Annotated in this window: 19 protein-coding genes; 9 read left to right on the forward strand and 10 right to left on the reverse strand. The window is 65.4% G+C overall.

The window, feature by feature from the left end:
* Positions 1-12 precede the first annotated feature (12 nt).
* Both recN and ligA read left to right on the forward strand, forming a co-directional pair.
* Positions 13-1,683, forward strand: a complete 1,671-nt coding sequence (gene recN, locus AB7G19_RS09690) for a DNA repair protein RecN (RefSeq protein WP_085399284.1) — start codon at positions 13-15, stop codon at positions 1,681-1,683.
* A 154-nt stretch (positions 1,684-1,837) separates the two neighbouring features.
* Entirely contained in the window at positions 1,838-3,991 is a 2,154-nt protein-coding gene (gene ligA / locus AB7G19_RS09695) for an NAD-dependent DNA ligase LigA (protein ID WP_085399285.1), read from the forward strand.
* A 227-nt stretch (positions 3,992-4,218) separates the two neighbouring features.
* Here ligA and AB7G19_RS09700 read toward each other — a convergent pair whose 3' ends face one another.
* Both AB7G19_RS09700 and AB7G19_RS09705 read right to left on the reverse strand, forming a co-directional pair.
* A complete protein-coding gene (locus AB7G19_RS09700; protein WP_085399521.1) occupies positions 4,219-5,499 on the reverse strand; it encodes a multidrug effflux MFS transporter in 1,281 nt (426 codons plus the stop codon).
* A gap of 321 nt (positions 5,500-5,820) precedes the next feature.
* The gene (locus tag AB7G19_RS09705; protein ID WP_085399520.1) at positions 5,821-7,647 is read right to left on the reverse strand and encodes an aminopeptidase P family protein; all 1,827 of its coding nucleotides are present in this window, start codon (positions 7,645-7,647) and stop codon (positions 5,821-5,823) included.
* 185 nt (positions 7,648-7,832) lie between these two features.
* Between AB7G19_RS09705 and AB7G19_RS09710 the strand changes: the two genes are divergently transcribed.
* Positions 7,833-8,012 (forward strand): hypothetical protein, encoded by a 180-nt coding sequence (locus AB7G19_RS09710; protein ID WP_028147633.1) that lies wholly within the window; start codon positions 7,833-7,835, stop codon positions 8,010-8,012.
* Between the two features lie 73 nt (positions 8,013-8,085).
* Here the strand turns inward: AB7G19_RS09710 and AB7G19_RS09715 are convergent, their stop codons facing one another.
* Complete coding sequence (locus AB7G19_RS09715) at positions 8,086-8,973, reverse strand: 50S ribosomal protein L11 methyltransferase (protein ID WP_085399519.1); 888 nt, start codon at positions 8,971-8,973, stop codon at positions 8,086-8,088.
* Positions 8,974-9,136: 163 nt separating this feature from the next.
* Here AB7G19_RS09715 and AB7G19_RS09720 point away from each other — a divergent pair, with 163 nt between their 5' ends.
* A complete protein-coding gene (locus AB7G19_RS09720) occupies positions 9,137-9,292 on the forward strand; it encodes a Flp family type IVb pilin (RefSeq protein WP_094183922.1) in 156 nt (51 codons plus the stop codon).
* A 288-nt stretch (positions 9,293-9,580) separates the two neighbouring features.
* Here AB7G19_RS09720 and AB7G19_RS09725 read toward each other — a convergent pair whose 3' ends face one another.
* Positions 9,581-11,191, reverse strand: coding sequence for a phytoene desaturase family protein (locus tag AB7G19_RS09725; RefSeq protein WP_085399518.1), 1,611 nt, complete (start codon positions 11,189-11,191; stop codon positions 9,581-9,583).
* A gap of 178 nt (positions 11,192-11,369) precedes the next feature.
* On the opposite strand from AB7G19_RS09725, the gene AB7G19_RS09730 reads away from it, so the two are divergent.
* Positions 11,370-13,649 (forward strand): spermidine synthase, encoded by a 2,280-nt coding sequence (locus tag AB7G19_RS09730; RefSeq protein WP_085399517.1) that lies wholly within the window; start codon positions 11,370-11,372, stop codon positions 13,647-13,649.
* 134 nt (positions 13,650-13,783) lie between these two features.
* Here the strand turns inward: AB7G19_RS09730 and AB7G19_RS09735 are convergent, their stop codons facing one another.
* Positions 13,784-14,767: a glycerophosphodiester phosphodiesterase gene (locus tag AB7G19_RS09735; RefSeq protein WP_085399529.1), complete on the reverse strand. Its 984-nt coding sequence runs from the start codon at positions 14,765-14,767 to the stop codon at positions 13,784-13,786.
* A gap of 132 nt (positions 14,768-14,899) precedes the next feature.
* On the opposite strand from AB7G19_RS09735, the gene AB7G19_RS09740 reads away from it, so the two are divergent.
* The gene (locus AB7G19_RS09740) at positions 14,900-16,162 is read left to right on the forward strand and encodes a hypothetical protein (RefSeq protein WP_085399516.1); all 1,263 of its coding nucleotides are present in this window, start codon (positions 14,900-14,902) and stop codon (positions 16,160-16,162) included.
* Positions 16,163-16,164: 2 nt separating this feature from the next.
* On the opposite strand, the gene AB7G19_RS09745 is transcribed toward AB7G19_RS09740, so the two are convergent.
* Positions 16,165-16,944, reverse strand: coding sequence for a L,D-transpeptidase (locus AB7G19_RS09745; RefSeq protein WP_085399528.1), 780 nt, complete (start codon positions 16,942-16,944; stop codon positions 16,165-16,167).
* A 327-nt stretch (positions 16,945-17,271) separates the two neighbouring features.
* Here AB7G19_RS09745 and AB7G19_RS09750 point away from each other — a divergent pair, with 327 nt between their 5' ends.
* Positions 17,272-17,595, forward strand: a complete 324-nt coding sequence (locus tag AB7G19_RS09750) for a hypothetical protein (protein WP_085399515.1) — start codon at positions 17,272-17,274, stop codon at positions 17,593-17,595.
* A 108-nt stretch (positions 17,596-17,703) separates the two neighbouring features.
* On the opposite strand, the gene AB7G19_RS09755 is transcribed toward AB7G19_RS09750, so the two are convergent.
* Entirely contained in the window at positions 17,704-18,465 is a 762-nt protein-coding gene (locus tag AB7G19_RS09755) for an ABC transporter permease (RefSeq protein ID WP_028147642.1), read from the reverse strand.
* Positions 18,462-19,385: an ABC transporter ATP-binding protein gene (locus AB7G19_RS09760; protein WP_028147643.1), complete on the reverse strand. Its 924-nt coding sequence runs from the start codon at positions 19,383-19,385 to the stop codon at positions 18,462-18,464. Before AB7G19_RS09760 ends, AB7G19_RS09755 begins: the two co-directional genes overlap by 4 nt.
* A 288-nt stretch (positions 19,386-19,673) precedes the next feature.
* On the opposite strand from AB7G19_RS09760, the gene AB7G19_RS09765 reads away from it, so the two are divergent.
* Positions 19,674-20,402 carry a hypothetical protein gene (locus AB7G19_RS09765; RefSeq protein WP_085399514.1) on the forward strand — a complete coding sequence of 243 codons (729 nt, stop codon included), beginning with the start codon at positions 19,674-19,676 and terminating at the stop codon, positions 20,400-20,402.
* A 35-nt stretch (positions 20,403-20,437) separates the two neighbouring features.
* Here the strand turns inward: AB7G19_RS09765 and AB7G19_RS09770 are convergent, their stop codons facing one another.
* Together AB7G19_RS09770 and AB7G19_RS09775 are read right to left on the reverse strand one after the other, a co-directional pair.
* The gene (locus tag AB7G19_RS09770) at positions 20,438-21,616 is read right to left on the reverse strand and encodes a cytochrome P450 (RefSeq protein ID WP_085399513.1); all 1,179 of its coding nucleotides are present in this window, start codon (positions 21,614-21,616) and stop codon (positions 20,438-20,440) included.
* Between the two features lie 16 nt (positions 21,617-21,632).
* Entirely contained in the window at positions 21,633-22,841 is a 1,209-nt protein-coding gene (locus AB7G19_RS09775) for an ABC transporter substrate-binding protein (protein WP_441267758.1), read from the reverse strand.
* 104 nt (positions 22,842-22,945) lie between these two features.
* Here AB7G19_RS09775 and AB7G19_RS09780 point away from each other — a divergent pair, with 104 nt between their 5' ends.
* Positions 22,946-23,425, forward strand: a complete 480-nt coding sequence (locus AB7G19_RS09780) for a MarR family winged helix-turn-helix transcriptional regulator (RefSeq protein WP_085399511.1) — start codon at positions 22,946-22,948, stop codon at positions 23,423-23,425.
* The last annotated feature ends 2 nt before the right edge of the window (positions 23,426-23,427 follow it).

The raw sequence follows: 23,427 nt of genomic DNA on the forward strand, positions 1-23,427 counted from the left end.
AAATTTGATTCCATGCTGGCGCGTCTGTCGATCCGTGACATCGTCCTGATCGAGCGGCTCGATATCGAATTCGCCACCGGACTTGCGGTTTTGACCGGTGAGACCGGTGCGGGCAAATCCATCCTGCTCGATGCCTTTGCACTGGCGCTTGGCGGCCGCGGCGACGCCGGGCTCGTGCGCCATGGCGCGGAGCAGGGGCAAGTCACCGCCGTCTTCGATATCCCCAAAAATCACCCCGCGACGAGGATTCTGGCCGAGAACGGCCTGGATGATACCGGCGAGATGATTCTCCGCCGGGTGCAACTCGCCGACGGCCGCACCCGTGCCTTCATCAACGACCAGTCGATCAGCGTGCAGACGCTGAAGGCGGTCGGTGGTGCCCTGGTCGAGATCCATGGCCAGCATGACGAGCGCGCGCTGGTCGATGCCGCCACCCACCGCCGCCTGCTCGACGCCTTTGCCGGGCTCGAAAAGGACGTCACCGCGGTCGAAGCGCTCTGGGACGCGCGCCGCACGGCCAGCGCCGCGCTGGAAGAGCACCGCGCCGCCATGGAGCGCGCCGCGCGCGAGGCCGACTATCTGCGCCACGCCTCCGACGAGCTGAAGCAGCTCGCGCCCAAGGAAGGCGAGGAGACCTCGCTCGCCGGTCGCCGCACAACCATGATGCAGGGCGAGAAGATCGCCTCCGATTTGCGGGAGGCGCAGGAAGCCGTCGGCGGCAATCATTCGCCGGTCGCCTCCCTGTCGGCCGCGGTGCGCCGGCTGGAGCGGCGCGGTGTCAACTCGCCGGCGCTGGTCGAGCCCGCCGTGAAGGCGATCGACACCGCGATCAACGCGCTGGAGGAAGCCGACCAGCATCTCCTGGCCGCGCTCGCCGCGACCGACTTCGATCCGGGTGAGCTCGAGCGCATCGAGGAGCGGCTGTTCGCGCTACGCGCCGCCTCGCGCAAATATTCGACGCCGGTCGATGGCCTCGCCGCGCTTGCCGCCAAATACGCCGCCGATGTCGTCCTGATCGATGCCGGTGCTTCGCGGTTGAAGAAGCTGGAGCAGGCGGCAATCGAGGCCGACGCGCGCTATGCCGCTGCCGCCAAGAAACTGTCGATGGCGCGGCAGAAGTCGGCGGACAAGCTCAACAAGGCGGTCAACGCCGAGCTCGCGCCGCTCAAGCTCGAACGCGCCAAGTTCATGACGCAGGTCGAGACCGATGAGGCCGCGCCGGGCCCGCAAGGTTTCGACCGCGTCGAGTTCTGGGTGCAGACCAATCCCGGCACCAAGCCGGGTCCGATGATGAAGGTCGCTTCCGGCGGCGAGCTCTCGCGCTTCCTGCTGGCGCTCAAGGTCGTGCTGTCCGACCGCGGCTCGGCGCCGACGCTGGTGTTCGACGAAATCGACACCGGGGTCGGCGGTGCGGTCGCAGACGCCATCGGTGGACGGCTGGCGCGGCTTGCCGGCAAGGTGCAGGTGATGGCCGTGACCCACGCCCCGCAGGTCGCCGCCCGTGCCGGCCAGCATCTGCTGATCTCCAAGGACGCCCTCGACAAGGGCAAGCGCGTCGCCACCCGCGTCAATGCGCTGGCCGCCGACCACCGCCGCGAGGAGATCGCCCGCATGCTCGCCGGCGCCGAGATCACGGCCGAGGCGAGGGCGGCCGCCGATCGGCTGCTCAAGGCGGCGAGTTAGACTTTGTGTCCCGGATGCGCGTAGCGCGAGCCGGGACACGGAATGCCGCCACACAGGCCCCGGCTCTGCAGCGCACGGCTCCGCGCTGCGCAGCGTCCGGGGCACGAGACCAACCGCCTTTACCCTCCCGCCCGCTCCGTCGTATCCAAGCACCATGGCAAGAGCAGCAAAATCCAAAGCAAGGCCGCTTCGCGACGTCGCCGACCTCACCAAGGCGCAGGCCAAGGTCGAGCACATGCGGCTCGCACTCGAACTCGAAGAGCACGACAGGCGCTATTATCAAGACGACGCGCCCACCGTGACCGACGCCGAGTACGACGCGTTGCGCCAGCGCTTCAACGCGATCGAAAAGCGCTTTCCGGATTTCGTCAGCGCGGAGTCGCCGTCCCAGAAAGTCGGCGCGGCACCGTCGGGTCGCTTCAGGAAAGTCCGGCATTCCGTTCCGATGCTGTCGCTCGACAACGCGTTTGCCGAAGAGGACGTCCGCGACTTCGTCGGCCGCATCGTGCGCTTCCTGAAGCTCGACGACGACAAGGTCGATTTCTCGGCCGAGCCGAAGATCGACGGCCTCTCGATGTCGCTGCGCTACGAGGGCGGCGAGCTCGTCACCGCGGCGACCCGCGGTGATGGCGCCGAAGGCGAGGACGTCACCGCCAACATCCGCACCCTCGAAGACGTGCCGCAGAAGCTGAAAGGCCGCAACGTCCCTGACATCTGCGAGGTGCGCGGCGAGGTCTACATGACCAAGAGGGCCTTCCTGACACTCAACAAGAAGCAGGTCGAGGCCGGCGAGGCGCCGTTCGCCAATCCGCGCAATTCGGCCGCAGGCTCGCTCCGGCAGAAGGACCCGACCATCACCGCCTCGCGCCCCCTGGGCTTCTTCGCCTATGCCTGGGGCGAGATGAGCGCGATGCCGGAGGGTACGCAGAGCGGCATGATCGGCTGGTTCGAGCGCTGCGGCTTCAAGACCAATCCGTTGACCAGGCTCTGTCATTCCGTCGAGGAGTTGCTCGCGTTCCATCAGTCGATCGAGGAGCAGCGCGCAAAGCTCGATTACGACATCGACGGCGTCGTCTACAAGGTCGACCGCATCGACTGGCAGGAACGGCTCGGCTTCGTCTCACGCACGCCGCGCTGGGGCATCGCGCACAAATTCCCGGCCGAGCGCGCCGTGACGGTGCTGCGCGACATCGAGATCCAGGTCGGCCGCACCGGCTCGTTCACGCCGGTCGGCAAGCTCGAACCGGTCGGCGTCGGCGGCGTGATCGTGCAGAACGTCACCCTGCACAACGAGGACTACATCAAGGGCATCGGCAACAAGGGCGAGGTGCTGCGCGAGGGGCGCGATATCAGGATCGGCGACACCGTCGTGATCCAGCGTGCCGGCGACGTCATCCCGCAGGTGGTCGACGTCGTCCTCGACAAGCGGCCGAAGAGCGCAAAGGAATTCCACTTCCCGACGAAGTGCCCGTGCCCGCTGCACACCGACGTCACGCGCGAGGAGACGGCGGCCGGCGAAGAGGGCTCGCGCGCCCGCTGCACGGGCGAATTCGCCTGTCCCTATCAGAAGATCGAGCACCTCAAGCTGTTCGTGTCGCGGCGCGCCTTCGACATCGACGGTCTTGGCGAGAAGCAGCTCCAGTATTTCTTCGACGAGGGATGGGTGAAGGAGCCCGCCGACATCTTCACGCTGGAGAAGCGCAATGCGAAGCTGAAGCTCGAGGAGATCGAGGGCTACGGCGCAACGTCGGTGCGCAACCTGTTCGGCGCCATCGAAAGCCGGCGCAGAATCGCGCTGGAGCGCTTCGTCTATGCGCTCGGGATGCGTCATGTCGGCGAGACCACGGCGCTGGCGCTCGCACGCGGCTATGGCTCGTGGGACGCCTTCCACGACGCCTGTCTCAAGGTCGCCAAGGGCGACGAGGAGGCGATGGCCGAGATGGACGCGCTGGATCAGATTGGCGACACCGTGATCAAGAGCATCGCCGACTATTTCGGCGAGAGCCACAATCGCGGCATCGTCGAGCGGCTGACCAAGGAAGTCGAGATCATCGACGCCGAGAAGCCGAAGAGCAACTCCGCCGTCGCCGGCAAGACGGTGGTGTTCACGGGATCGCTGGAGAAGATGACGCGCGACGAGGCCAAGGCGACCGCGGAGCGTCTCGGGGCGAAGGTGTCGGGCTCGGTGTCGAAGAAGACCGACCTCGTCGTCGCCGGCCCGGGCGCGGGCTCCAAGCTCGCGGAAGCCAACAAGCACGGCGTCAAGGTGTTGACTGAGGACGAGTGGCTGACGCTGATCGGGGAGTGAGAGGGGCGCGCTCGCGCCACTCACTCCGCTGTCGTCGCCCGGCTTGACCGGGCGATCCAGTACTCCGAGACGGCTGTGATAGAACCGATGGGCCGCGGCGTACTGGATTCCCCGCTTGCCGCCTACGCTAAAGCTTCGGCGGCCCTGGACCTCAGCCCCGGCGAAGCCTTGGCGTAGCCGGGTCGCGGGGAATGACACCGAGATTGGCGCGAGGCCAATCGCTCCCCTCACATCATCCCCGTCTCTTCCTCCTCCGCCTGCTCGATCAACTCCTCGCTCACCACTACCTCGCGGCGAGGAACGACGAAGATCATCATGCAGGCGCAGAGCAGCGAGATCGCCAGCACCGCCGAGGTCAGCGGCCGCGTCGTTGCGGAATGGCCACCGAGATAGGCGCCGAATTGCGACATCAGCGCGCCGATGCCCTGCTGGAGGAAGCCCATCGCGCCTGATGCGGTGCCGGCGGCTTCAGGGCGGATGCTGATGGCGCCGGCGGCGGAGTTCGCCATCACGAAGGCATTGCCGACCATCACGATCATCTGCGTGCCGAATAGCCAGCTCGGAGCCTCGTTCCAGCCGGTGAAGCTCCAGAGCAGGTTCAACAGGCTGCCGCAGAGTTGCAGGCCGAGCCCGAACCAGATCAGTCTTTCCAGCGAGTGTCGCGGCGCGAAGCGCACGCAGAGCAGATTGCCGACGAGATATGCAAAGCCTGTTGTCGCGAACCAGGCGCCATATTCGGCGCTGGTCCGGCCCATCTGCGTCACCACGATGTAGGGGCCGCCGCCGGCGAAGGTGAAGATAATCTGGGACGCCAGCACCTGGCACATCACATAGCCGATGAAGGCGCGGCTCTTGATCAGGGTGCCGACGTCGCTGCGAAACCCGCCGCTGCCGACCGCGCGATCGCGGCGGGTTTCGGGCAGCGCGATCGCGATGCCGATTGCGACCGCGATCGCACCGATCGTGACGGCGTAGAAGATTGCCCGCCAGCCGAATGCGGTCTCGATCAGGCCGCCGGTGAGCGGTGAGACCATCTGGCCGATCATGAGCGCTGCGACCACGAGGCTGATCATGGAGGCGACGCGGTCGCGCTCGTAGATATCGCGGATGATGGCGCGGCTCACCACCATGCCGGAGGCGCCGCCGAGCGCCTGGAAGAAGCGCGCTGCGATCAGTTGCGGCAGGGTTTCGGCGAAGATGCAGGCGACGCTCGCCGCGACCATCAGCGCGAGGCCGCCAAGCAGCACCGGACGCCGGCCGAACCTGTCCGACAGCGGTCCCATGATGAGCTGCGACAGCGCGATGCCGACCATGTACAGCGACACCGTCATCTGCGCGATCGAGATGTCGCGGCCGAACGTCGTCGCCAGCACTGGCAGCGCCGGAACCAGGATGTAGAGCGAGATCGGCGCGATCCCGGTCATGACGACCAGCAGCAGCAACACCACGCGCGAGGTCGCGATGTTTTTCGTCGCCGCGTCCGGCGGCCTGCTGATCATGCCGTGCATAGTCGTCCGTCTTTCGAAGTCGAATCGACTGTAGCGTGCTCGCGCAAGACGGATATCGGCGTTTCGGAATGCGGCTATTCGGATTTCGGGACGGTTACGATGAGGGCACGATGGCGACCGATTGGGCGCGTTGCTCGTGCCTTAAGGGCGGTGTCATCGCCCGCGAAGGCGGGTGATCCAGTACGCCGCGGCCTTTCCGCATGCGTTTGCTGTCTCTGGAATACTGGATTCCCCGCTTTCGCGGGGAATGACAGCGATGGGTGGGGAAACAGCGTTGCGCAAATCGCGTAGAGCTATGCATCGTGCCCCGCAGGCCGAGCTCTACGTCAGTTCCGCCGTGGCCTGATCGAGCCAGGCCTTCGTCGCCTCGTCCAGTGCCGGCCGCACCTCGGCGCGGACGCGCGCGTGGTAGGCATTGAGCCAGTCGAGCTCGTCCTTGCCCAGCATCGCGACATCGACCAGGCGCCGGTCGATCGGCGCCAGGGTCAGCGTCTCGAACGCGTTCATCGGCTTCTCGGCACCCTCGATGTCGGCGGCGACCACCAGCTCGAGGTTCTCGATGCGGATGCCGAAGCCGTCGGTCTTGTAATAACCGGGCTCGTTGGAGAGGATCATGCCGCGTTTCAGCGGCGTCGTGCCGAGCTTCGAGATCCGCGCCGGTCCTTCGTGCACACTGAGATAGCTGCCGACGCCGTGGCCGGTGCCGTGCTCGAAATCGACGCCGGCGGCCCAGAGATATTGCCGCGCCAGCGTGTCGAGCTGCGCGCCGGTCGTGCCGTCGGGAAACACCGCGCGCGCGATCGCGATGTGGCCGCGCAGTACCCGGGTGAAGCGGTCGCGCATCTCCTCCGTCGGCTCGCCCACGGCCATGGTACGGGTGACGTCGGTGGTGCCGTCTTCATATTGCGCACCGGAATCGATCAGCAGCAGGTCGCCCGGCGCGATGCGCCGGTTGCTCTTGCGGGTGACGCGGTAGTGCACGATGGCGCCGTTCGGGCCGGTGCCTGATATGGTCGGGAACGAGACGTCCTTCAGCGCGCCGGTGTCGCGGCGGAACGTCTCAAGCGCTTCGACCGCGTCGATCTCGGTCAGCTTGCCGCTTGATGCCTCGCGGTCGACGAAGGCGAGGAAGCGCGCCAGCGCCACGGCGTCGCGGCGATGCGCCGTCCGTGTGCCCTTGATCTCGGTCGCGTTCTTGACGGCCTTGAGCAGCGCAATCGGATCGCTGCCGCGCACCGGCTTGCCGCCGGCGCTTGCGATCAGCCGGCTGAGCGCGTCGGCCGCGGTGGCATTGTCGAGTGCGATCGCGGCGCCGCTCTTGGCGAGCGCCATCAGCGTCGGTGCCATCGCATCGGGCTCGCGCACGTCGGCGGACTGTTCCAGATGGTCGCGGGTCAAATTGGAGAGTTTTCGGTGGTCGATGAACACGGTCGGCCGGCCGTCCTTCGGCACCAGCGCGTAGGACAGCGGCAGTGGCGTATGGGCGACGTCGGCGCCGCGGATGTTGAAGGTCCAGGCCACGGCGTGGCTGTCGGAGAGCACCAGCGCGTCGACGCCGAGCTTGGCGATCTCGCTTTTGATTTGCGTGATCTTCTCGGCCTCGGCGACCCCGGCATTTTGCAGGCTGTGCACGGCGACAGGGGCCAGCGGCGGCTGCGGCCGGTCCTGCCAGATCGCGTCGACCGGGTTGCTGTCGACGGCGATCAGCTCGGCGCCGGCCTTGGCGCAGGCGGCGGCGAGGCGCTCGGCTGCCGAAGAAGTGTGCAGCCACGGATCAAATCCGAGGCGGTCGCCGGCCTTCAGGTGCGTCGATACCCAGCTCTCCGGCGGCGGATCGATCAGCGATTCCACCGCCCAGGCCTTTGCGTCGACCTGCTTGGCCGCCTGGATCGTGTAGCGGCCGTCGACGAAGACCGCGGCCTCATGCGTCAGCACCACCGCCAATCCTGCGGAACCGGTAAAGCCGGTCAGCCAGGCCAGCCGCTCTTCCGAGGGGGGCACATACTCGTTCTGCTGCTGATCGGCGCGCGGAACGACGAAGCCGGTCAGCTTGCGGCGGGCGAGTTCTTCACGGAGCGCGGCCAGGCGCGCCGTCAATGCGACGCCGGCCTCGGGCTCCTCGAATGTCTGGAAGTGTGCTTCGAACATGGCTCAGTTTAGGATCATGAGGATCAGTCCGCAATGTAGACGCATTTGGGGTCGCATCTGGCACGGACCGTGCTTGAAAATGGTCCATTCGAATTGAGTGGAGTACAGGATGCAGCAGTTGCGCTTCGTCCGGATAACAGGGAAATTCGAGCGGGTGGTTCATCTCAACGGCGAGGGGACACACGATGCCAGCGTTCATGTTTGAGAAGATTTCGCCGCCGGCCCACCGCGCCCCGGCCGCAACGACACCGAAGAAGCCGCGCGGCCTCATCAGCCAGATGATCGACCGTTTCGCCGAGCGCCGCGCCAGGCGCGCCTTGCAGGGCAAGCGCGCGACGCGCCGGGACGAGAAGCCGGCGGAGTAGTGGTGTTCCGCCGTCGCTCTTCGAGCTATGGCGGACAAGTCGCTTTGCCCACCCGACGGCACCTACGCTGGCCTTACCCCATCTTCCTCAGCAACAAGCTGCTCCACCCCTCGATCCGCAGGTGCCGCAGCGGCACGAGGCCGCGTGCGCGGTAGGCGGCGATCACGGCGGGGGCCTGGTGGGTCAAGAGGCCCGAAAGGATGACGCGCGCGCCGGGCGCGAGGTGCCGCGCCATCGGGCCGGCCAATTGCCTTAACGGATTGGCAAGGATGTTGGCCAGGACCAGGTCGAACGGGCCGCATCTGGCAAAGTCCGGTGCGGCAAATCCGGTTGCGCGGATCACCCGCACCTGGTTGCCGACGTGGTTCAGTGTCGCGTTCTCTGCCGCCACCCGCACCGACGGCGGGTCGATGTCGGAGGCGAGCACCGCGCGATGCAGCGCCTTCGCTGCGGCGATGCCCAGCACGCCGGTGCCGGTGCCGAGGTCGAGCAGGCTCCTCGGCCGGGAACTCTTCAGGACGTGGTCAAGCAACAGTAAACAGCCGCGTGTGGTGCCGTGGTGGCCGGTGCCGAAGGCGAGCGCTGCCTCGATCTCGATGGCAAGCTTGTTCGGCGCGACGCGGTCGCGGTCGTGGCTGCCGTGCACGACGAAGCGCCCGGCCGGCACCGGGACGAGATCTTCGAGGCTCGCCTTGACCCAGTCCTTGGCCTCGACAATGTCGAAGATGAGCGTGTCCGCGATCTCGTTTCCTGCCGAAGTTACAATGAGTTCCCGCAGCCATGCCTGATCGGGCGCCTCGGCGAAATGGAGCGTGACGTCCCACTGTCCGTCCGGCCGTTCGAAGGCGGCGACCGCCGCATCGCCGTCGAAAAAGACCTCCGTGAGCACGTCGACGACGCGCTTGGCCGCGGCCTCGGTGCCGATCGAAAAGCAGGCGCGATGAGTGGGAGAAAGCTGCATTCTAGGGTTCCGTCAGTTCAATTTTTGGAACTTTTGTTCCCAATTTTCCGCATAACTTGCAGGTTCCGATTTAACCTGACTGCAGGTTGTATCCCGTAGATTTCCGGGTGTTGGATCCAGCCAACGCACCTTGGAATTGAAACGGAGGCGAGTCTTGAAGAGCATGGTTTTGAAGTTCTGGTCGGACGAATCCGGTGCAACCGCGATCGAATACGGCCTGATCGCAGCGGGCATCGCGCTGGCGATCATCACCGTGGTGAACAGCCTGGGCACCAGCTTGAACGACAAGTTCGGTTCGATTAGCAGTTCCTTGAAGTAATTTCCGCCTCCCATTTCCTGGCGGGGGCTGTTTTTCTTTAGAGGCTGTTACCTGACGATCGCCCGCACGGGGAGTTGCCCCCGGCGGGCGAGGTCGTTTTGGGGGGCGGCCCGGAAATGCCCACAGGCCTTCCACTCGTTTCCCCCAAGTTGTCCACGGCTTTATCCCGCCACTCGTCCCCAGCTTTTCCACCGCCTTGTACGGGGCGCGCCGGGCCTGCCGCGCGCAGGCGACCCACTGCTTTCTCACAGCCCTGCCAACAGCCTGTCCACAGCCCTTTCCACAGACCTATCCACGGCTTCCGAACAGCGAGCGGTGATCCCTCAAAATCGCCTGTGCGGCGTTGTGGCCGGGCGCGCCGGTGACGCCGCCGCCGGGGTGGGCGCCGGAGCCGCAATGATAGAGGCCCTTCAGGGGCCCGCGATAGTCGGCATGGCCCAGCATCGGCCGCGCCGAGAACAGCTGGTTCAGCGTCAGCGCGCCGTGGAAGATGTCGCCTCCCAGCAGGCCGAATTGCCGTTCGAGGTCGAGCGGGGAGAGGATCTGGCGGCCAAGCACGCTTGCCGCAAAGCCAGGTGCGTATTTGTCCACCGTCGCGATCATGAGATCGGCGACCTCCTCGCGATGGTCGTCCCAGGACTTTCCGTCGGGCAGTTCGGGCGCGACGTGTTGGCAGAACAGGCTCGCGACGTGTTTGTCCGCCGGTGCGAGCGTGTCGTCGAGCGTGGAGGGGATCAGCATTTCGACGACAGGCTCCCGGCTCCAGCCCAGCGCGCGCGCGTCGAGATAGGCGCGGTCCAGGTAGCCGAGGCTTGGCGCGAGGATGATGCCGGAGGTGAGGTGATCGCCGTCGCCCGGGAGCGCGGTGAAGGAGGGCAGGCGGTCCAGCGCCACATTCATGCGGAAGGTGCCGGAGCCGTTCTTCCAGTGCCGGATGCGCGCGAGGAAGTCCGGGGGCAGCGCGTCGGCCGCGATCAGCCGCGTGTAGAGCAGCTTTGGATTGACGTTGGCCGCGACATATTTCGCGCGGATGGAGGTGCCGTTGTCCAGCACTACGCCCACCGCGCGGTCGCGCTCGACGATGATCTCGCGCACACCCGCATCCGTGTCGATCGTGACGCCGCGGCCCTGCGCGACGCGCGCCATCGCCTGCGTGATCGCCCCCATGCCGCCGATGGCGTGGCCCCAGACGCCCTTCTTGCCATTCACCTCGCCGAAGGCGTGGTGCAGCATCACATAGGCCGAGCCCGCCGCGTACGGACTGGCATAATTGCCGACGATGGCATCGAAGCCGAACAGCGCCTTGACCAGATCGTGCTCGAAGCGCTCGTCCAGTATCTCGCCGGCCGAGCGGGTGAAGAGATCGAGCAGGCTGCGGCTTTGCTCCAGCGTCAACCCACGCAGGATGTTGGCGCTCTGCAACGCGTTCACCGCTTCGCGGATCGCGTTCGTGCCAAAACCGTCAAGCAGGTTCGGCGGCGCACGCAGCACGAATTGCCGCAGCACGTCGGCGATGTCTTCCAGCTCGCGCGAGAACCCGTCCAGCGCGCTTGCGTCGTGCGTGCTCAGCCGCGCGACGGATTCCTTCGTCCGCCCCTCGCCGGTGAGCAGATAGCTGCCGTCGGGCGCGGGCAGGAAATTCTGGGCGCGCCGCTCGACGATCCGCAGGCCCTGTTCAGTGAGCCCCAAGTCGCGGATCACCTGCGGATTGAGCAGGCTCACCGTGTAGGCCGCGACCGAGTTGCGGAATCCGGGGTGAAACTCCTCCGTGACCGCGGCCCCGCCGACCACCTTGCGGCGCTCGACGACGCGCACGCGCAGGCCCGCCATCGCGAGATAGGCCGCGCAGGTGAGGCCGTTATGGCCAGCGCCGATGATGATGACGTCGGTTTCGCTCATGAAGGATTCAAAATGTTCCGCGGTCTTTCCGGGATGGTCCGAAAGACCAGACCCGGAATGACATCTGTATATCAAGCAATCGTCGCTGCAACATCACGAGACCCTTTATTGCCCGTTCATGCGCCTTGTGCTCCATTGCGCGCGTCCGGCGCCCGCCGGGGTTTAAGCCGGAGCTTCCATGGATTCGATCGTGCAACCCGCCGCCACGGAGCAGCCCTCCTCGTCGCGCAACCGGCTGCTGCTGACGGTCTATACTGCCGCGATCTTCGTCAGTGCGCTCTTGCTGTTCTCGGTGCAGCCGCTGTTCGCCAAGATGGTGCTGCCGCGGCTCGGCGGCTCGCCGGCAGTGTGGTCGGTGGCGATGGTGTTCTTCCAGTCGCTGCTGCTGGCGGGCTATGCCTATGCGCATCTCTTGATGCAGATCAGGAGCCGGATCGTTCCCGTGGTGGTGCATCTCGTGTTGCTGGCGCTGGCCTTCGCCACGCTGCCGCTCGGCATCGCCACCGCCTATGGCGAGCCACCGGCGTCGGGCTATGCGTTCTGGCTGCTCGGCCTGTTCGTGGTCTCGATCGGCCTGCCGTTCTTCGCGCTCGCCGCCAACAATCCGCTGCTGCAGGCCTGGTTCGTCCGCACCGGCCATCCTGCCGGACACGATCCCTATTTCCTCTATGCATCCTCCAACATCGGCAGCTTCCTCGCGCTGTTGTCCTATCCGTTCCTGCTGGAGCCGATTTTCACGCTGCACACGCAGAACCGGTTCTGGACCCTTGGCTATGGCCTCCTGATCCTCCTGATCGCCGCCTGCGGCGTGCTGCTGCTGCGTTCGCCGAAGCTGGCCGTGGTCGACGCAAAAACCGAGGACATCAATGCGCCGGCGCCAGGCTTCGTGACGCGGCTGCGCTGGATCTTCCTCGCCGCGGTGCCGTCCGGGCTGCTGATCGCCGTCACGGCGCACATCTCGACCGACGTCGCGGCGGCGCCGTTGCTCTGGGTGCTGCCGCTGTCGCTGTATCTACTCACTTGGGTGGTGGTGTTCCAGTCGCGGCCGCTGCTGCCGCACAAATGGATGCTGATGCTCCAGCCGGTCGCGATCGCGGGCGTCATCGTCCTGCTGGCGTTCGGCGGCGAACAGAATCTGCTGCTGACCCTCGGCGGCCACCAATTGTGCTTCTTCGTCATCGCCATGGCCTGCCATGGCGAGCTGGCGCGGACACGCCCGGCCGCCAAATATCTCACGGGCTTCTATGTCGCGCTGTCGTTCGGCGGCATGGTCGGTGGACTCTTTGCCGGCCTCGTTGCTCCATTCACCTTCTCCTGGATCGCCGAATACCCGATCCTGGTCGCGCTCGCCGCGCTGTGCCGGCCGCCGGCGAACGAGCGGCTGGCGGGTATCGTCAGATGGTACTGGCTGGCACTCGCCGTGCTTGCGGTGGCGCTGGTCGCGCCGTCTTACATGACCGGCGATCTCTCGACCTGGTTCGAGGATCATCGCGTCTGGGTCGCGGGGGCCGTCGGCGTGCTCGCAGCACTTCTGGCGCTCGCGCTCAACGCCAGCCGCTGGAAGATCTTCGCCACCGCCGCGCTCGCGCTGGCGTTGATCCGCGTCTATCCGGCGGACGAAGGCCGCGTCACGACGGTGCGCAGCTTCTTCGGCGTGCACAAGATCGTGGTGACGCCCGGCGGCTATTTCCATGTGCTGATGCACGGCACCACGATCCACGGCGCCGAGCGCTTCCGCAACAATGACGGCACGCCGGTCGTCGGCCGGCCCGAGCCGATCACCTACTATCACAAGGACGGCGGGATCGGTCAGGCCATCACCGCGCTCCGCGAGCGCAAGGGCGCGCCGCTGAAGGTCGCTGCAATCGGCGTCGGATCGGGCACGCTCGCCTGTGCCGCCGAGCCCGGCGAAAGCTGGACCTTCTTCGAGATCGACCAGTCCATGGTCGACGCGGCGAGCGACCCGAAGAACTTTCGCTACATATCGAGCTGCATGCCGGGCCTGAAGCCGGTGATCGGCGATGCTCGCCTCACCTTCGCGAAAGAGCCCGACGGCGCTTATGACCTGATCATCGTCGACGCCTATTCGTCGGATGCGATCCCGATTCATCTCGCCACCGAAGAGGCGATGAATATCTACAAGGACAAGCTGGCGCCGCACGGTGCCGTGGTGATGCACGTCTCCAACCGGCACCTCGATCTCGAGACCGTCGTGGTCGGCATCGCCGATGCCAACGATCTGAAGAGCTGGGTCTTCAACGAGGATTCCGGACGCGACGGGGACTACATCTTCTCGACCGACGTCGTCATCTCCGCGCGCGAGGAGGCCGACGTCGGCCGGCTCGCCTCCTCCAAGTCATGGGAGCAGACCGAAGCCGACGACCGGGTGCGGGTCTGGACGGATGATTATTCCAATATTTTGGGCGCGCTGTACCGGCGTCTGCGGGATGGGGAGTAGGGACGCCAAAGGTACGGCGCGCAGATTTACGAGAGGTCGTCATGCCCGGGCTTGTCCCGGGCATCCACGTTCTTCCGACGATGCCGCAACACGTGGATGGCCGGGACAAGCCCGGCCATGACGGCGGATAGACTTCACGGCACGACCGGCGTTCCCGCCGGCAATGCAATTCCCTTCTCGCCCGCGACTTGCCGCAGCAGGTCCGGCCTGTCCGAGATGATGCCGTCGACGCCGAGCTCGATCATGCGCGCCATGTCCTCGCGCTTGTTGACGGTCCAGACCACGATGCGCAGTCCGAGCGTGTGTGCCTCCGAGACGACCGCCTCGGTTACATCGCCGAAATAGGGCGACCAGACCGCGCCGCCCGCAGCCTTGATCGTCCGCGGCAGCGAGCCGCCGTGATCGGCCGGGCTGAAACCCGCCGTCCAGTTCGTCGCCTTGTCCAACGCCACCGTCTGGCCCGAGCCGCGCTGGAGCGTCAGGTAGACCGTCGGAATGTTGGGCGCCTGTTGCTGGACGAGCAGCAGGGTCCGCCAGTCGAACGACTGGATCATGACGCGATCGGACAATCTCTCGGCCTCGATCAGCCCGAGCAGCTTTGCGACAAAGCCTTGCGGATCGAGCGACTCGTCCGGATGGTTTGGATCGATCTTGGTCTCGATATTGAAACGCACGCGCGTGTTGCCGGCCTTGCGTACCAGCGCGAACAGCTCGCCCAGGGTGGGAACGCGTGTCCCCGGCACGGCCCGCTGGTCGGGGAATTGCTTCGCGTAGGAACTGTCGGGGCGGATCTGGCCGACGTCATAGGCCCTGACCTCTTCGAGCCGCAGCTTCACGAACGGTGTGCCGGGCGCGGCGACATAGGCGCCGCCTGCATCGCGCGCGAGGTCGGGATTGAGCCCGCGTTCATGCGAGATGATGACCTCGCCATCCGCGGTCACGCCGACGTCGAGCTCCAGCGTGTCCACGCCCATCGACAGCGCGTTGGCGAAGGCCGGCAGGGTGTTTTCCGGCAACAGCGCGCGCCCGCCGCGATGCGCTTCGAGATCAAAGGCCATGGCTCGTCCCGCAATGAGAACCGAGAGCACGATCAGGATTGTCGCGGCACGTGACGGCATCAAGGTTCGCAGCCCAAGTGAAAAGAGGAGCTTATGAAATCTTCGCCCGGTTCGTCCAGCTTCGTGGTCGACAGGTGCTTGACGGCGGCCGGGGAAGGCGGAAACTGGCTCTCAAAAAAGGGAGCCATTCATATGCGGCTTATCTTCATCGCAACGATGGCGATTCTCATGGTCGGACAGGCGCTAGCCAAGGATGTGCTCTCGGGTGCGAGCCTCTACGAAGATGTGGCGCGCTATGCGTCCTTCGGTCTGCACCGCTTCAGCTCGGCGGGCGATCGCGCGACGGCCGACTGGATCGCCGGCGAGATGAAGCAGGCGGGTTTCGAAATCAGCTTCCAGCCCGTCGTGCTCGGGCGGCAATATGTCGTCGAGCGGGCCAGCGCCGAAGCCGCCGGCATCTCTGTCGAGGCGACGCCATTCTGGTGGCCGCCGGAGGACAAGGCCAGCTTCCATCTCGCCGCGCCGCTCGCGCGCGACGGCGATGTTACCGGCAGGATCCTTCTGCTCGATCTGCCGTTCGATCGGGGCGCCTATCTGGGGCCGACCCATCGTGCGGCGATCGAGGAAGCCGCGGCAAGGAAGCCGGCGGCCATCCTGCTGATGATCGGCAATCCCGCCGACGACCGCTTCGCCTATAACGTCACGCAGGAGGATGCACCCTGGCCCGTGCCGGTGATCGTGGTCGGCGCGGCGTCGCGAGCGGTGTTCGAGCGCGCGCTCGCCTCAGGTGCGCCTGTGACCTTTGACGTCAAGGGCCATTACGAGCGCGATGTTGTTGGCCGCAACGTCATCGCCGAGATCGGGGCCGGCCGTGGGCCGGTCATCGTCGTCTCCACGCCGATGACCGGCTGGTACTCGTGCGTCTGCGAGCGCGGCCCCGGCATCGCCAATTTTCTCGCGCTGGCGCGCACCGTCGCCGCCGAGAAATGGCCGGCGCATCTTGTGTTCATCGCCACCGCCGGCCACGAGATCGGCCATGGCGGCATGGAGCTGTTTTTGAAGCACGGAGCGCCGGCACCGAAGGACACGCTGGCGTGGATTCATTTCGGTTCGTCGAACGCCTGCTATGCCTTCGCGGAAGGCGCGCGCACCGATCGGCCCGAGCAAGAGCGTTATCTCGTGCTGAGCAAATCCGCCGTCGCGCTGACCGACGAGGCTTTTGCAAAAGTCGAGGCCAAGCGTCTGGTGACGGAGAAGCAGGCGGTCGGTGAGCTGCGCGACGTGCATGCGGCGGGCTACGCCAATTTCCTCGGCATGGCCGGGCGCCATCGGACGTTTCATACGCCGTCGGATGATCTCGCCGCGACCGGGCCCGAGATCCTCGAGCCGGTCGCGCGCGCCTTCGTCGATGCTGCGCGAAAGATCGTCGAACGCGGCAACGCCGCGTTCCGGTAGCGTCAGTTCTGATAGTAACCGCGCGGCTGATAGTATTGCCGGGGCTGTGGCTGATAGTAGCCCTGCTGGCCGTAGCCTTGATTGTAGTACTGCTGCGGCTGCTGCTGTTGGTAGACCTGTGCGTCATAGAGCGGACGGCTGGCCGAGCGCGGCGCGGGATAGCGCGTGCCGGTGTCGCTGCCGTCGGCCGGGTAGATGTAATTGTCGTCCTGCGGCATGTAGCGGCGGGCGGGCTGCGCCGGCGGTGCGAGATTCACGGGATCGCCTGAAGTGGCGTACTGCTCTTCGGCCGGCTGCGGCGCGCGGGCCACTGCTGTGGGGTTGCGGCCGCGCGGGTTGCGGGCCAGAGCCACCTGGGCCGAGCCGGTCAGCGTCACCGTGGTGTTGAGCACGCCCTGCTGCTGCACCAGCGCATAGAGCGTCGAGGCATTCTGGCGCGACAGTCGCACGCAGCCGTGCGACGCCGGCGAGCCGAGGCGGCCGACCGAGTCGGTGCCGTGGATGGCGTGCCCGACCTTGGTGAAGAAGATCGCGTGCGGCATCGGCGCGTCGTCGAATTCCTTGGAGTAGTGATCCTCTTCCATGCGGAAGGCGCGGAAGGCGCCGCCCGGCGTTTCGCGCGAGGGGATGCCGGTCGACACCGGCCAGTGATAGCGCGCGACGCCGTCGACGGCGACGGTCATCTGCTGATTGTCCTTGTCGACGGTGATCTCGACCTTGGCCTGCGCGGTGCCCGCGCTCAAAAACATCAATGAGGAAAAAGCGATGAAAAAAGAACGCATCTGGAAACGCATTTGAGTTCTGGCCTCCGGCCTGTTCACGCTAGGCGCCGCGGCTCTCCGTCCCCCGGCGTGCAATATGCCTGCAATCCGGCTTTCGTTCCAGCGGGCTGCCCCTCCATCGTTAACGCGATGCCGGGCGTAAGCAAGGCCGCTTTGTGCCGCGTGGCTGGCGGTGGCGCTGACATTTTCGCGAGCGTGCCAAGCAGTCACAACGCCGACAATTCGTCACAAAGGCGCAACCATTCGGCCGCTTCAGGCGTTGATTGTGGCTGCCCTCGACGGGCGGCTTCCGCTGCCCTCTCCCCTTTAATTCCCTTGGGACCGAAGATGAACAAAGCCCGTATCGCCGCCGCGCAATTGCCGGCCGGTTTGCCCGTCCGCCTGCTGTTCGCAGCCACCGCCATCCTGCTCGCGCTGTTGTCGCTGCCGCAAGCCGGCCACGCCCAGGGCATCGTGCGCGGCGCCCAGGAGGGCTCCTATGAAGGCAACCGGATTGCCGGGCCTGTCGGTGGCGTCGTTGGCGGCGCGGTCGGCGCCGGTGTTGGAGGGGCCGTGGGTGCGGTGGAGGGCGTGTTCGGCATTCCGCATCACCGCCATTACCGCTGCCGCGGCTACTATGACGGCTACCATCGCTTCCACTGCTACAGGTGAGGTAGCGCCGTAGCCCGGATGGAGCGAAGCGCAATCCGGGGCCGCTGGTGCGTGAGGTGACGCTCGTCCCGGATTTCGCTGCGCTCCATCCGGGCTACGGATCTGCGGTCAGTTCTTCAGCCGGTAGCCCGTGCGGAAAATCCACCAGATCACGGCGAGGCAGATCACCAGGAACGCCGTCGTCATGCAGATGCTGACGGACACGCTGACATCCGCAATCTCGTAGAAGCTCCAGCGGAAGCCCGAGATCAGATAGACGACCGGGTTCAGCAGCGCCACGGTGCGCCAGCCTGCCGGCAGCATGTCGATGGAATAGAAGCTGCCGCCGAGGAAGGTCAGCGGCGTCACCACCAGCATCGGGATCATCTGGAGCTTTTCGAAGCCGTCGGCCCAGATGCCGATGATGAAGCCGAACAGGCTGAACGTCACTGCCGTCAGCACCAGGAAGGTCAGCATCCAGACCGGATGATGGATGTGCAGCGGCACGAACAGGCCGGCAGTGGCGAGAATGATCAGGCCGAGAATGATCGACTTCGTCGCGGCGGCGCCGACATAGCCGAGCACGATCTCGCCATAGGAAATTGGCGCTGACAGGATTTCGTAGATCGTGCCGGTGAATTTCGGAAAGTAGATGCCGAAGGAAGCGTTGGCGATGCTCTGTGTCAGCACCGAGAGCATGATCAGGCCCGGCACGATGAAGGTGCCGTAGCTGACGCCCTCGACCTGGCTGATGCGCGAGCCGATCGCGGCACCGAACACCACGAAATAGAGCGAGGTCGAGACGACAGGCGAGACGATGCTTTGCAGCAGCGTACGCCAGGTGCGCGCCATTTCGAACAGATAGATGGCGCGGATGGCGCGATGATTCATGACGTCCTCACGAGGTCGACGAAGATGTCCTCGAGCGACGATTGCGTCGTGTCGAGATCGTTGAAGCGGATGCCGGCGTTGCGGAGGTCGCTGAGCAGGCTGGTGATGCCGGTGCGCTCGCCCTTGGTGTCGTAGTCGTAGACGAGCGTCGCGCCGCCGTCGCAGACGTCGAGTTCGTAATGGCTGAGGCTGTCCGGCAGCGTCGTGACCTTGCCCTGCAGATGCAGCGTCAACCGCTTCTTGCCGAGCTTCTCCATCAACGTCGCCTTGTCCTCGACCAGCACGATCTCGCCCTTGTTGATGACGCCGATGCGGTCGGCCATCTCCTCGGCTTCCTCGATGTAATGCGTGGTCAGGATGATGGTGACGCCGGATTGCTGCAGGGTGCGCACCACCTCCCACATGCCCTTGCGCAGCTCGACGTCGACGCCGGCGGTCGGCTCGTCCAGGAACAGGATCTGCGGCTCGTGCGACAGCGCCTTCGCGATCATCACGCGGCGCTTCATGCCGCCGGAGAGCGTGATGATCTTGTTGTCCTTCTTGTCCCAGAGCGAGAGGTCCTTCAGCACCTTCTCGATATGGGCGGGGTTCTTCGGCTTGCCGAACAGGCCGCGGGAGAAGCTCACCGTCGCCCACACGCTCTCGAAGGCGTCGGTGTGCAATTCCTGGGGCACGAGGCCGATCAGCGAGCGGGCCTTGCGGTACGAGGTCTGGATGTTCTCGCCGCCGACGAGGACCGTGCCTTCGCTTGGGTTGGCGATGCCGCAGATGATCGAGATCAGCGTGGTCTTGCCGGCGCCGTTGGGGCCGAGCAGCGCGAAAATCTCGCCGCGCTTGATGTCGAGATTGACGTTCTTGAGCGCCTTGAAGCCGGACCCATAGGTCTTCGACAAATTGGCGACGGAAATGATGGAGGACATGATGGCCGCAGGGCTGAAAGGTAAAGACTGGGGAGGGGAGGCTGGAACCGTCCGGGAGGAGGTCAGCGGAGCCCTGAAATAGGAATGCACTTGCCCGGCCGCAATTGGCCGGAGAAAAATGGTCTCAAAACAGTCCCTTCGGTGGCAGGTTCCGGGCAAGTGTTGCGCGAGGGTCACGGCTTGTGGCTAAGATTGCCGCTCACGCGCCTCTTTGTTGCGTCTGCGAGCAGGCCGTGGCTACGATTCCGGCCAATCGCAAAGCGTATCGTCCCCAGGGAAAACATCGAGATGAGACCGAACGGCCGTCACACCGCCGGCGCCAGCCAGTTGCCCGCCCTCCGTGTGTGGGCGATCTGCCTGCTCCTGCTGTCAGCTGTTGCCATTAGCCCGTCCACCGCCAGGGCGGCGCCGAGCCAGTCCGCGGCCGCGACCACCCATGTCTACCTGCTCCGCGGCGTGCTCAACATCTTCTCGCTCGGGCTCGATACGATCGGCTCCCGCCTCCAGGCGCAGGGCGTCCAGGTGACCGTCGCGAACTTCGTGTCCTGGTCCTCGCTCGCTGATGAGGCCGCGGCCAACTACAGGGCCGGTCGGGTCAAGACCATTGTCCTGGTCGGCCATTCCTCCGGCGCGACCGCGCTGCCCGACATGATCGCCAAGCTCAACCAGCTCGGCGTGCCCGTGAAGCTAGCGATCGGCCTCGATTCCGTATTCAAGACCAGGCTGTCGACCGGCGCCGAACGCTACATCAACATCTATATCGGCGACGGTCCCGGCGAGCCTGTGCGCGCTGCGGCTGGTCTCCGCGGCAAGCTCGACAATGTCGACGTCCGCGGCACCGGCGTCGGCCACATCTCGATCGACAAGAACGAGGCGATCCAGCGCCGCGTCATCGGCGAGATCGACGCCGCCATCTTGCGCTCGCGCGCCCCGGCAGGTCCGGTCGCCGAACCCGGCGCACCCAGGGCCCCGCGGCAGGCACGCTCCGCGGCGGCAACGGCGCCGGCCAGGAACTGAGGGCGCGTCGCGCCCGCAGCACCGCGTGATGCCGCCTAAGCGGCGGTCACGCGGACCGGGATGCTCTCCAGTCCGCGCAGGGAATTGTTGAGCCTGCGTTTCGGCTCTGCCGTGAGCTCGATGGTCTTCACGCGCCTTGCAAGCTCGCCGAAGATCAATTCGCCTTCCAGACGTGCAATCATCTGGCCGACACAGGCGTGAATGCCGGCGCCGAAGCCGACATGTCCGGTCGCACTCCGTTCGACATCGAAGCGGTCGGGTTTGTCCCAGCGCGCCGGATCGCGGTTGGCGGAGGCCATGAACAGCAGCACCTTGCGGTGCGCGGGGATCACGCCGTCGCCGATCTCGACGTCGCGCGAGGTGGTGCGAAAGAACGTCTGCACCGGTGAGTCGTAGCGTAACCCCTCCTCGAAGGCGTTGCGCGCCAGTTCCGGCTTGTGGTGCAGCTTGCGATATTCATCCGGATGCGTGGCGAGTGCCAGCAGGGTATTCCCGATGCCATTGACGGTGGTGTCGATCCCGGCGGTGAGGAACGGCCGCACCAGGTGCGTTGCTTCGTGCTCGGTGATCTCGCCGTCGTCGGCCGCCTGGTAGATCATCATGCCCAGCCCGTCGGGCTGCAACGCGTCCCGGGCGCAGCATTCCATGATCCAGCTCTGAGCGGCGAGGCCCGCCTTGCGCGATGCGGCCAGCATTACGTTCTCCGGGCCAAAGCTGTCGAACACGAACGTGCTCCAGGCCAGCAGCTTCTCGCGGCCGTCAGGCCGGATGCCGATCGCATCCGGAAACACTTTCATGGGATAGGCCTCCGCAAGATCGGCCACGGCATCGAAGGTGCCCTTGTCGATCAGCTCCGAGACCTTCTTCTCCGCTTCTAGCTGAAACGTCTCGCGCAGCTTCCTTGCGACGCCCGGTGACAGGGTGCGGCCGAGGACGCGGCGGCCCTTGTCATGATCGGGAGGATCGATCTGGAGTGTCAGCGGTTTCGGCAGGGCAGGATTCATCCCGTGAAGCCCGACACCCTCGCCGCTGATGAACGTCTTCCAGTCCTTCAGGGCCGGCTCGACTTCGGCATAGCCTGCCATGGCCCACACGCCATACCGCTCCAGCGCGAACGCAGGCCCGAGCGCGCGCAGCGCTTCATAGGCGGGATAGGGGTCCATCAGGAAGTCAGGCGCGAACGGGTCGATCGGACTGGATGCAATGCCGCTCATGGTCAGCTCCCGGCCGTTATTGCGTGGTCAGCGGACACTTGCCTTCGCTCTCCGCGCGGAATGCGTCCTCGCCCTTGATCGTGGCGACGACCTTCAGCAGGTCCCAGGCCGAATTCGACTCCTCGGGCGCCTTGACCTGGAGCAAATAGAGCGGGTGGATCTTGCGTCCGTCCTGGCGGATGTAGCCCTTGCCGAACAGCGGATCGTCCGTCGGCATCTCCTTCATCGCGGTGACGACGGCCTTGCCGTCCTTGGCGCCGCCGACCTTGTCGACCGCCTTGAGGTAGTGAATGACCGAGGCATAGACGCCGGCCTGCATGTCGTTGGGATAAGCCTTCGAGGGAATGCGCTCGGCGAAGCGTTTGGCGAAAGCCCGCGTGCCGTCGTTCAGATCCCAGTAGAACGGGTTCATGATCTGCGCGCTCTGCGCAAACTTCAGTCCGAGTGAGGGAAGGCCGTTCATCCCCAGGATCAATCCGACCAGCTTGTGGTCCTTGGTCAGCCCGAACTCGGCGGCCTGCTTCATCGAGGTGATGGTATCGTCGCCGGCATTGGCGAAGCCGACGACGTTCGCGCCCGAAGCCTGGGCCTGGAGCAGGAAGGAGGCGTAGTCAGCCGTTCCCAGCGGATGCCGCACGCTGCCGAGCACCTCGCCGCCGGACGCTTTCACGGCCTCCGCGGCCTGCTTCTCCAGATCGTGACCGAACGCGTAGTCGGCGGTGATGAAGAACCACTTCTTGCCGCCCTGCTGCACGATCGCCTTGCCGAGGCCGCGCCCGTAGGCATAGGTGTCGTAGGTCCAGTGCACGGTGTTGGGCGTGCATTTTTCGCCGGTCAACAGAACCGTGCCAGCGCCCGATCCGACGAAGACCTTGTTCTTCTCGGCGCTCATGCCGGCGACAGCGAGCGCGATCGACGAGTTGGGGATGTCGAAGATCGCGTCGACGCCGTCATTCTCGTACCAGCGTCTGGCGATGCCGATCCCGATGTCGGTCTTGTTCTGATGGTCGGCCGCGACGACCTCGACAGGCTTGCCGGCGGCCTTGCCGCCATAATCCTCGACCGCCATTTTTGCGGCGACGACCGAGCCGATCCCCTGATAGCTCGCGAACGGACCGGATTGGTCGTTCAGGATGCCGATCTTCACGGCATCCTGGGCAAAGCCCGGCGCGGCAACCAGCATCGAGGCCAAAATGCACAATTTGTGCAGGAATTTGCTGTTCATTGTGTCCCTCCCATGCGCGGTCTTGGTGCCGCTAAATAATAGTTATATTTTATAGCTATTTTTGAGAGTGTCAATTCGGCTTTGGCCGCCGCGGATTGAGGATCATGAGTTCGAAAACCGTAAGACCCGGGTTGAAGTCCGATCAGCAGCCGGAGAAATCGCTGGACCTGCGCGCGCTCCGGCGGACGCCCGGCTTCATGCTGCGCCTCGCGCAGTTGAAGTTTTTCGAAGGCTTTTACGAGGAGTTCGCCGCGTTGGGCCTGACGCCGGCGACCTATGCGATCTTCGCCGTCATTCGTGACAATCCCGGCGTGCCGCCGAGCAGCCTCGCCAGCCTGCTTCGGCTGCGCCTGCCGAACCTGATCAAGATCCTGAACGAGCTCGAATCGTCCGGCTTCATCAAGCGCAACCGCTCGAAGGCGGATCGTCGCGCCGTCGAGCTGATGCTGACGCCGAAGGGCGCAAAGCTCATTGCCGAGGGGGCAAGGCTGACAGAGCCCTATAACGAAAAGATGCTGGTCCCGCTCAGCGCGGCCGAGCAGCGCACGCTGCTGGAATTGCTGAACCGGCTCCTGCCGCTCTAGGG

The sequence above is a fragment of the Bradyrhizobium sp. 215_C5_N1_1 genome, assembly GCF_052075935.1.
Taxonomy (GTDB): Bacteria; Pseudomonadota; Alphaproteobacteria; order Rhizobiales; family Xanthobacteraceae; genus Bradyrhizobium; species Bradyrhizobium barranii.

What these genes read in the sequence shown, in the direction of transcription:
- AB7G19_RS09740 (WP_085399516.1), top strand. Translation starts at nt 14,900, where the DNA reads ATGCGGCTTATCTTCATCGCAACGATGGCGATTCTCATGGTCGGACAG.
- AB7G19_RS09745 (WP_085399528.1), bottom strand. Translation starts at nt 16,944, where the DNA reads ATGCGTTCTTTTTTCATCGCTTTTTCCTCATTGATGTTTTTGAGCGCG.
- AB7G19_RS09730 (WP_085399517.1), top strand. Translation starts at nt 11,370, where the DNA reads ATGGATTCGATCGTGCAACCCGCCGCCACGGAGCAGCCCTCCTCGTCG.
- AB7G19_RS09735 (WP_085399529.1), bottom strand. Translation starts at nt 14,767, where the DNA reads ATGCCGTCACGTGCCGCGACAATCCTGATCGTGCTCTCGGTTCTCATT.
- AB7G19_RS09770 (WP_085399513.1), bottom strand. Translation starts at nt 21,616, where the DNA reads ATGAGCGGCATTGCATCCAGTCCGATCGACCCGTTCGCGCCTGACTTC.
- AB7G19_RS09715 (WP_085399519.1), bottom strand. Translation starts at nt 8,973, where the DNA reads ATGCAGCTTTCTCCCACTCATCGCGCCTGCTTTTCGATCGGCACCGAG.
- AB7G19_RS09720 (WP_094183922.1), top strand. Translation starts at nt 9,137, where the DNA reads ATGGTTTTGAAGTTCTGGTCGGACGAATCCGGTGCAACCGCGATCGAA.
- AB7G19_RS09755 (WP_028147642.1), bottom strand. Translation starts at nt 18,465, where the DNA reads ATGAATCATCGCGCCATCCGCGCCATCTATCTGTTCGAAATGGCGCGC.
- AB7G19_RS09780 (WP_085399511.1), top strand. Translation starts at nt 22,946, where the DNA reads ATGAGTTCGAAAACCGTAAGACCCGGGTTGAAGTCCGATCAGCAGCCG.
- AB7G19_RS09775 (WP_441267758.1), bottom strand. Translation starts at nt 22,841, where the DNA reads ATGAACAGCAAATTCCTGCACAAATTGTGCATTTTGGCCTCGATGCTG.
- recN (WP_085399284.1), top strand. Translation starts at nt 13, where the DNA reads ATGCTGGCGCGTCTGTCGATCCGTGACATCGTCCTGATCGAGCGGCTC.
- AB7G19_RS09700 (WP_085399521.1), bottom strand. Translation starts at nt 5,499, where the DNA reads ATGCACGGCATGATCAGCAGGCCGCCGGACGCGGCGACGAAAAACATC.
- AB7G19_RS09765 (WP_085399514.1), top strand. Translation starts at nt 19,674, where the DNA reads ATGAGACCGAACGGCCGTCACACCGCCGGCGCCAGCCAGTTGCCCGCC.
- AB7G19_RS09705 (WP_085399520.1), bottom strand. Translation starts at nt 7,647, where the DNA reads ATGTTCGAAGCACACTTCCAGACATTCGAGGAGCCCGAGGCCGGCGTC.
- AB7G19_RS09760 (WP_028147643.1), bottom strand. Translation starts at nt 19,385, where the DNA reads ATGTCCTCCATCATTTCCGTCGCCAATTTGTCGAAGACCTATGGGTCC.
- AB7G19_RS09750 (WP_085399515.1), top strand. Translation starts at nt 17,272, where the DNA reads ATGAACAAAGCCCGTATCGCCGCCGCGCAATTGCCGGCCGGTTTGCCC.
- AB7G19_RS09725 (WP_085399518.1), bottom strand. Translation starts at nt 11,191, where the DNA reads ATGAGCGAAACCGACGTCATCATCATCGGCGCTGGCCATAACGGCCTC.
- ligA (WP_085399285.1), top strand. Translation starts at nt 1,838, where the DNA reads ATGGCAAGAGCAGCAAAATCCAAAGCAAGGCCGCTTCGCGACGTCGCC.
- AB7G19_RS09710 (WP_028147633.1), top strand. Translation starts at nt 7,833, where the DNA reads ATGCCAGCGTTCATGTTTGAGAAGATTTCGCCGCCGGCCCACCGCGCC.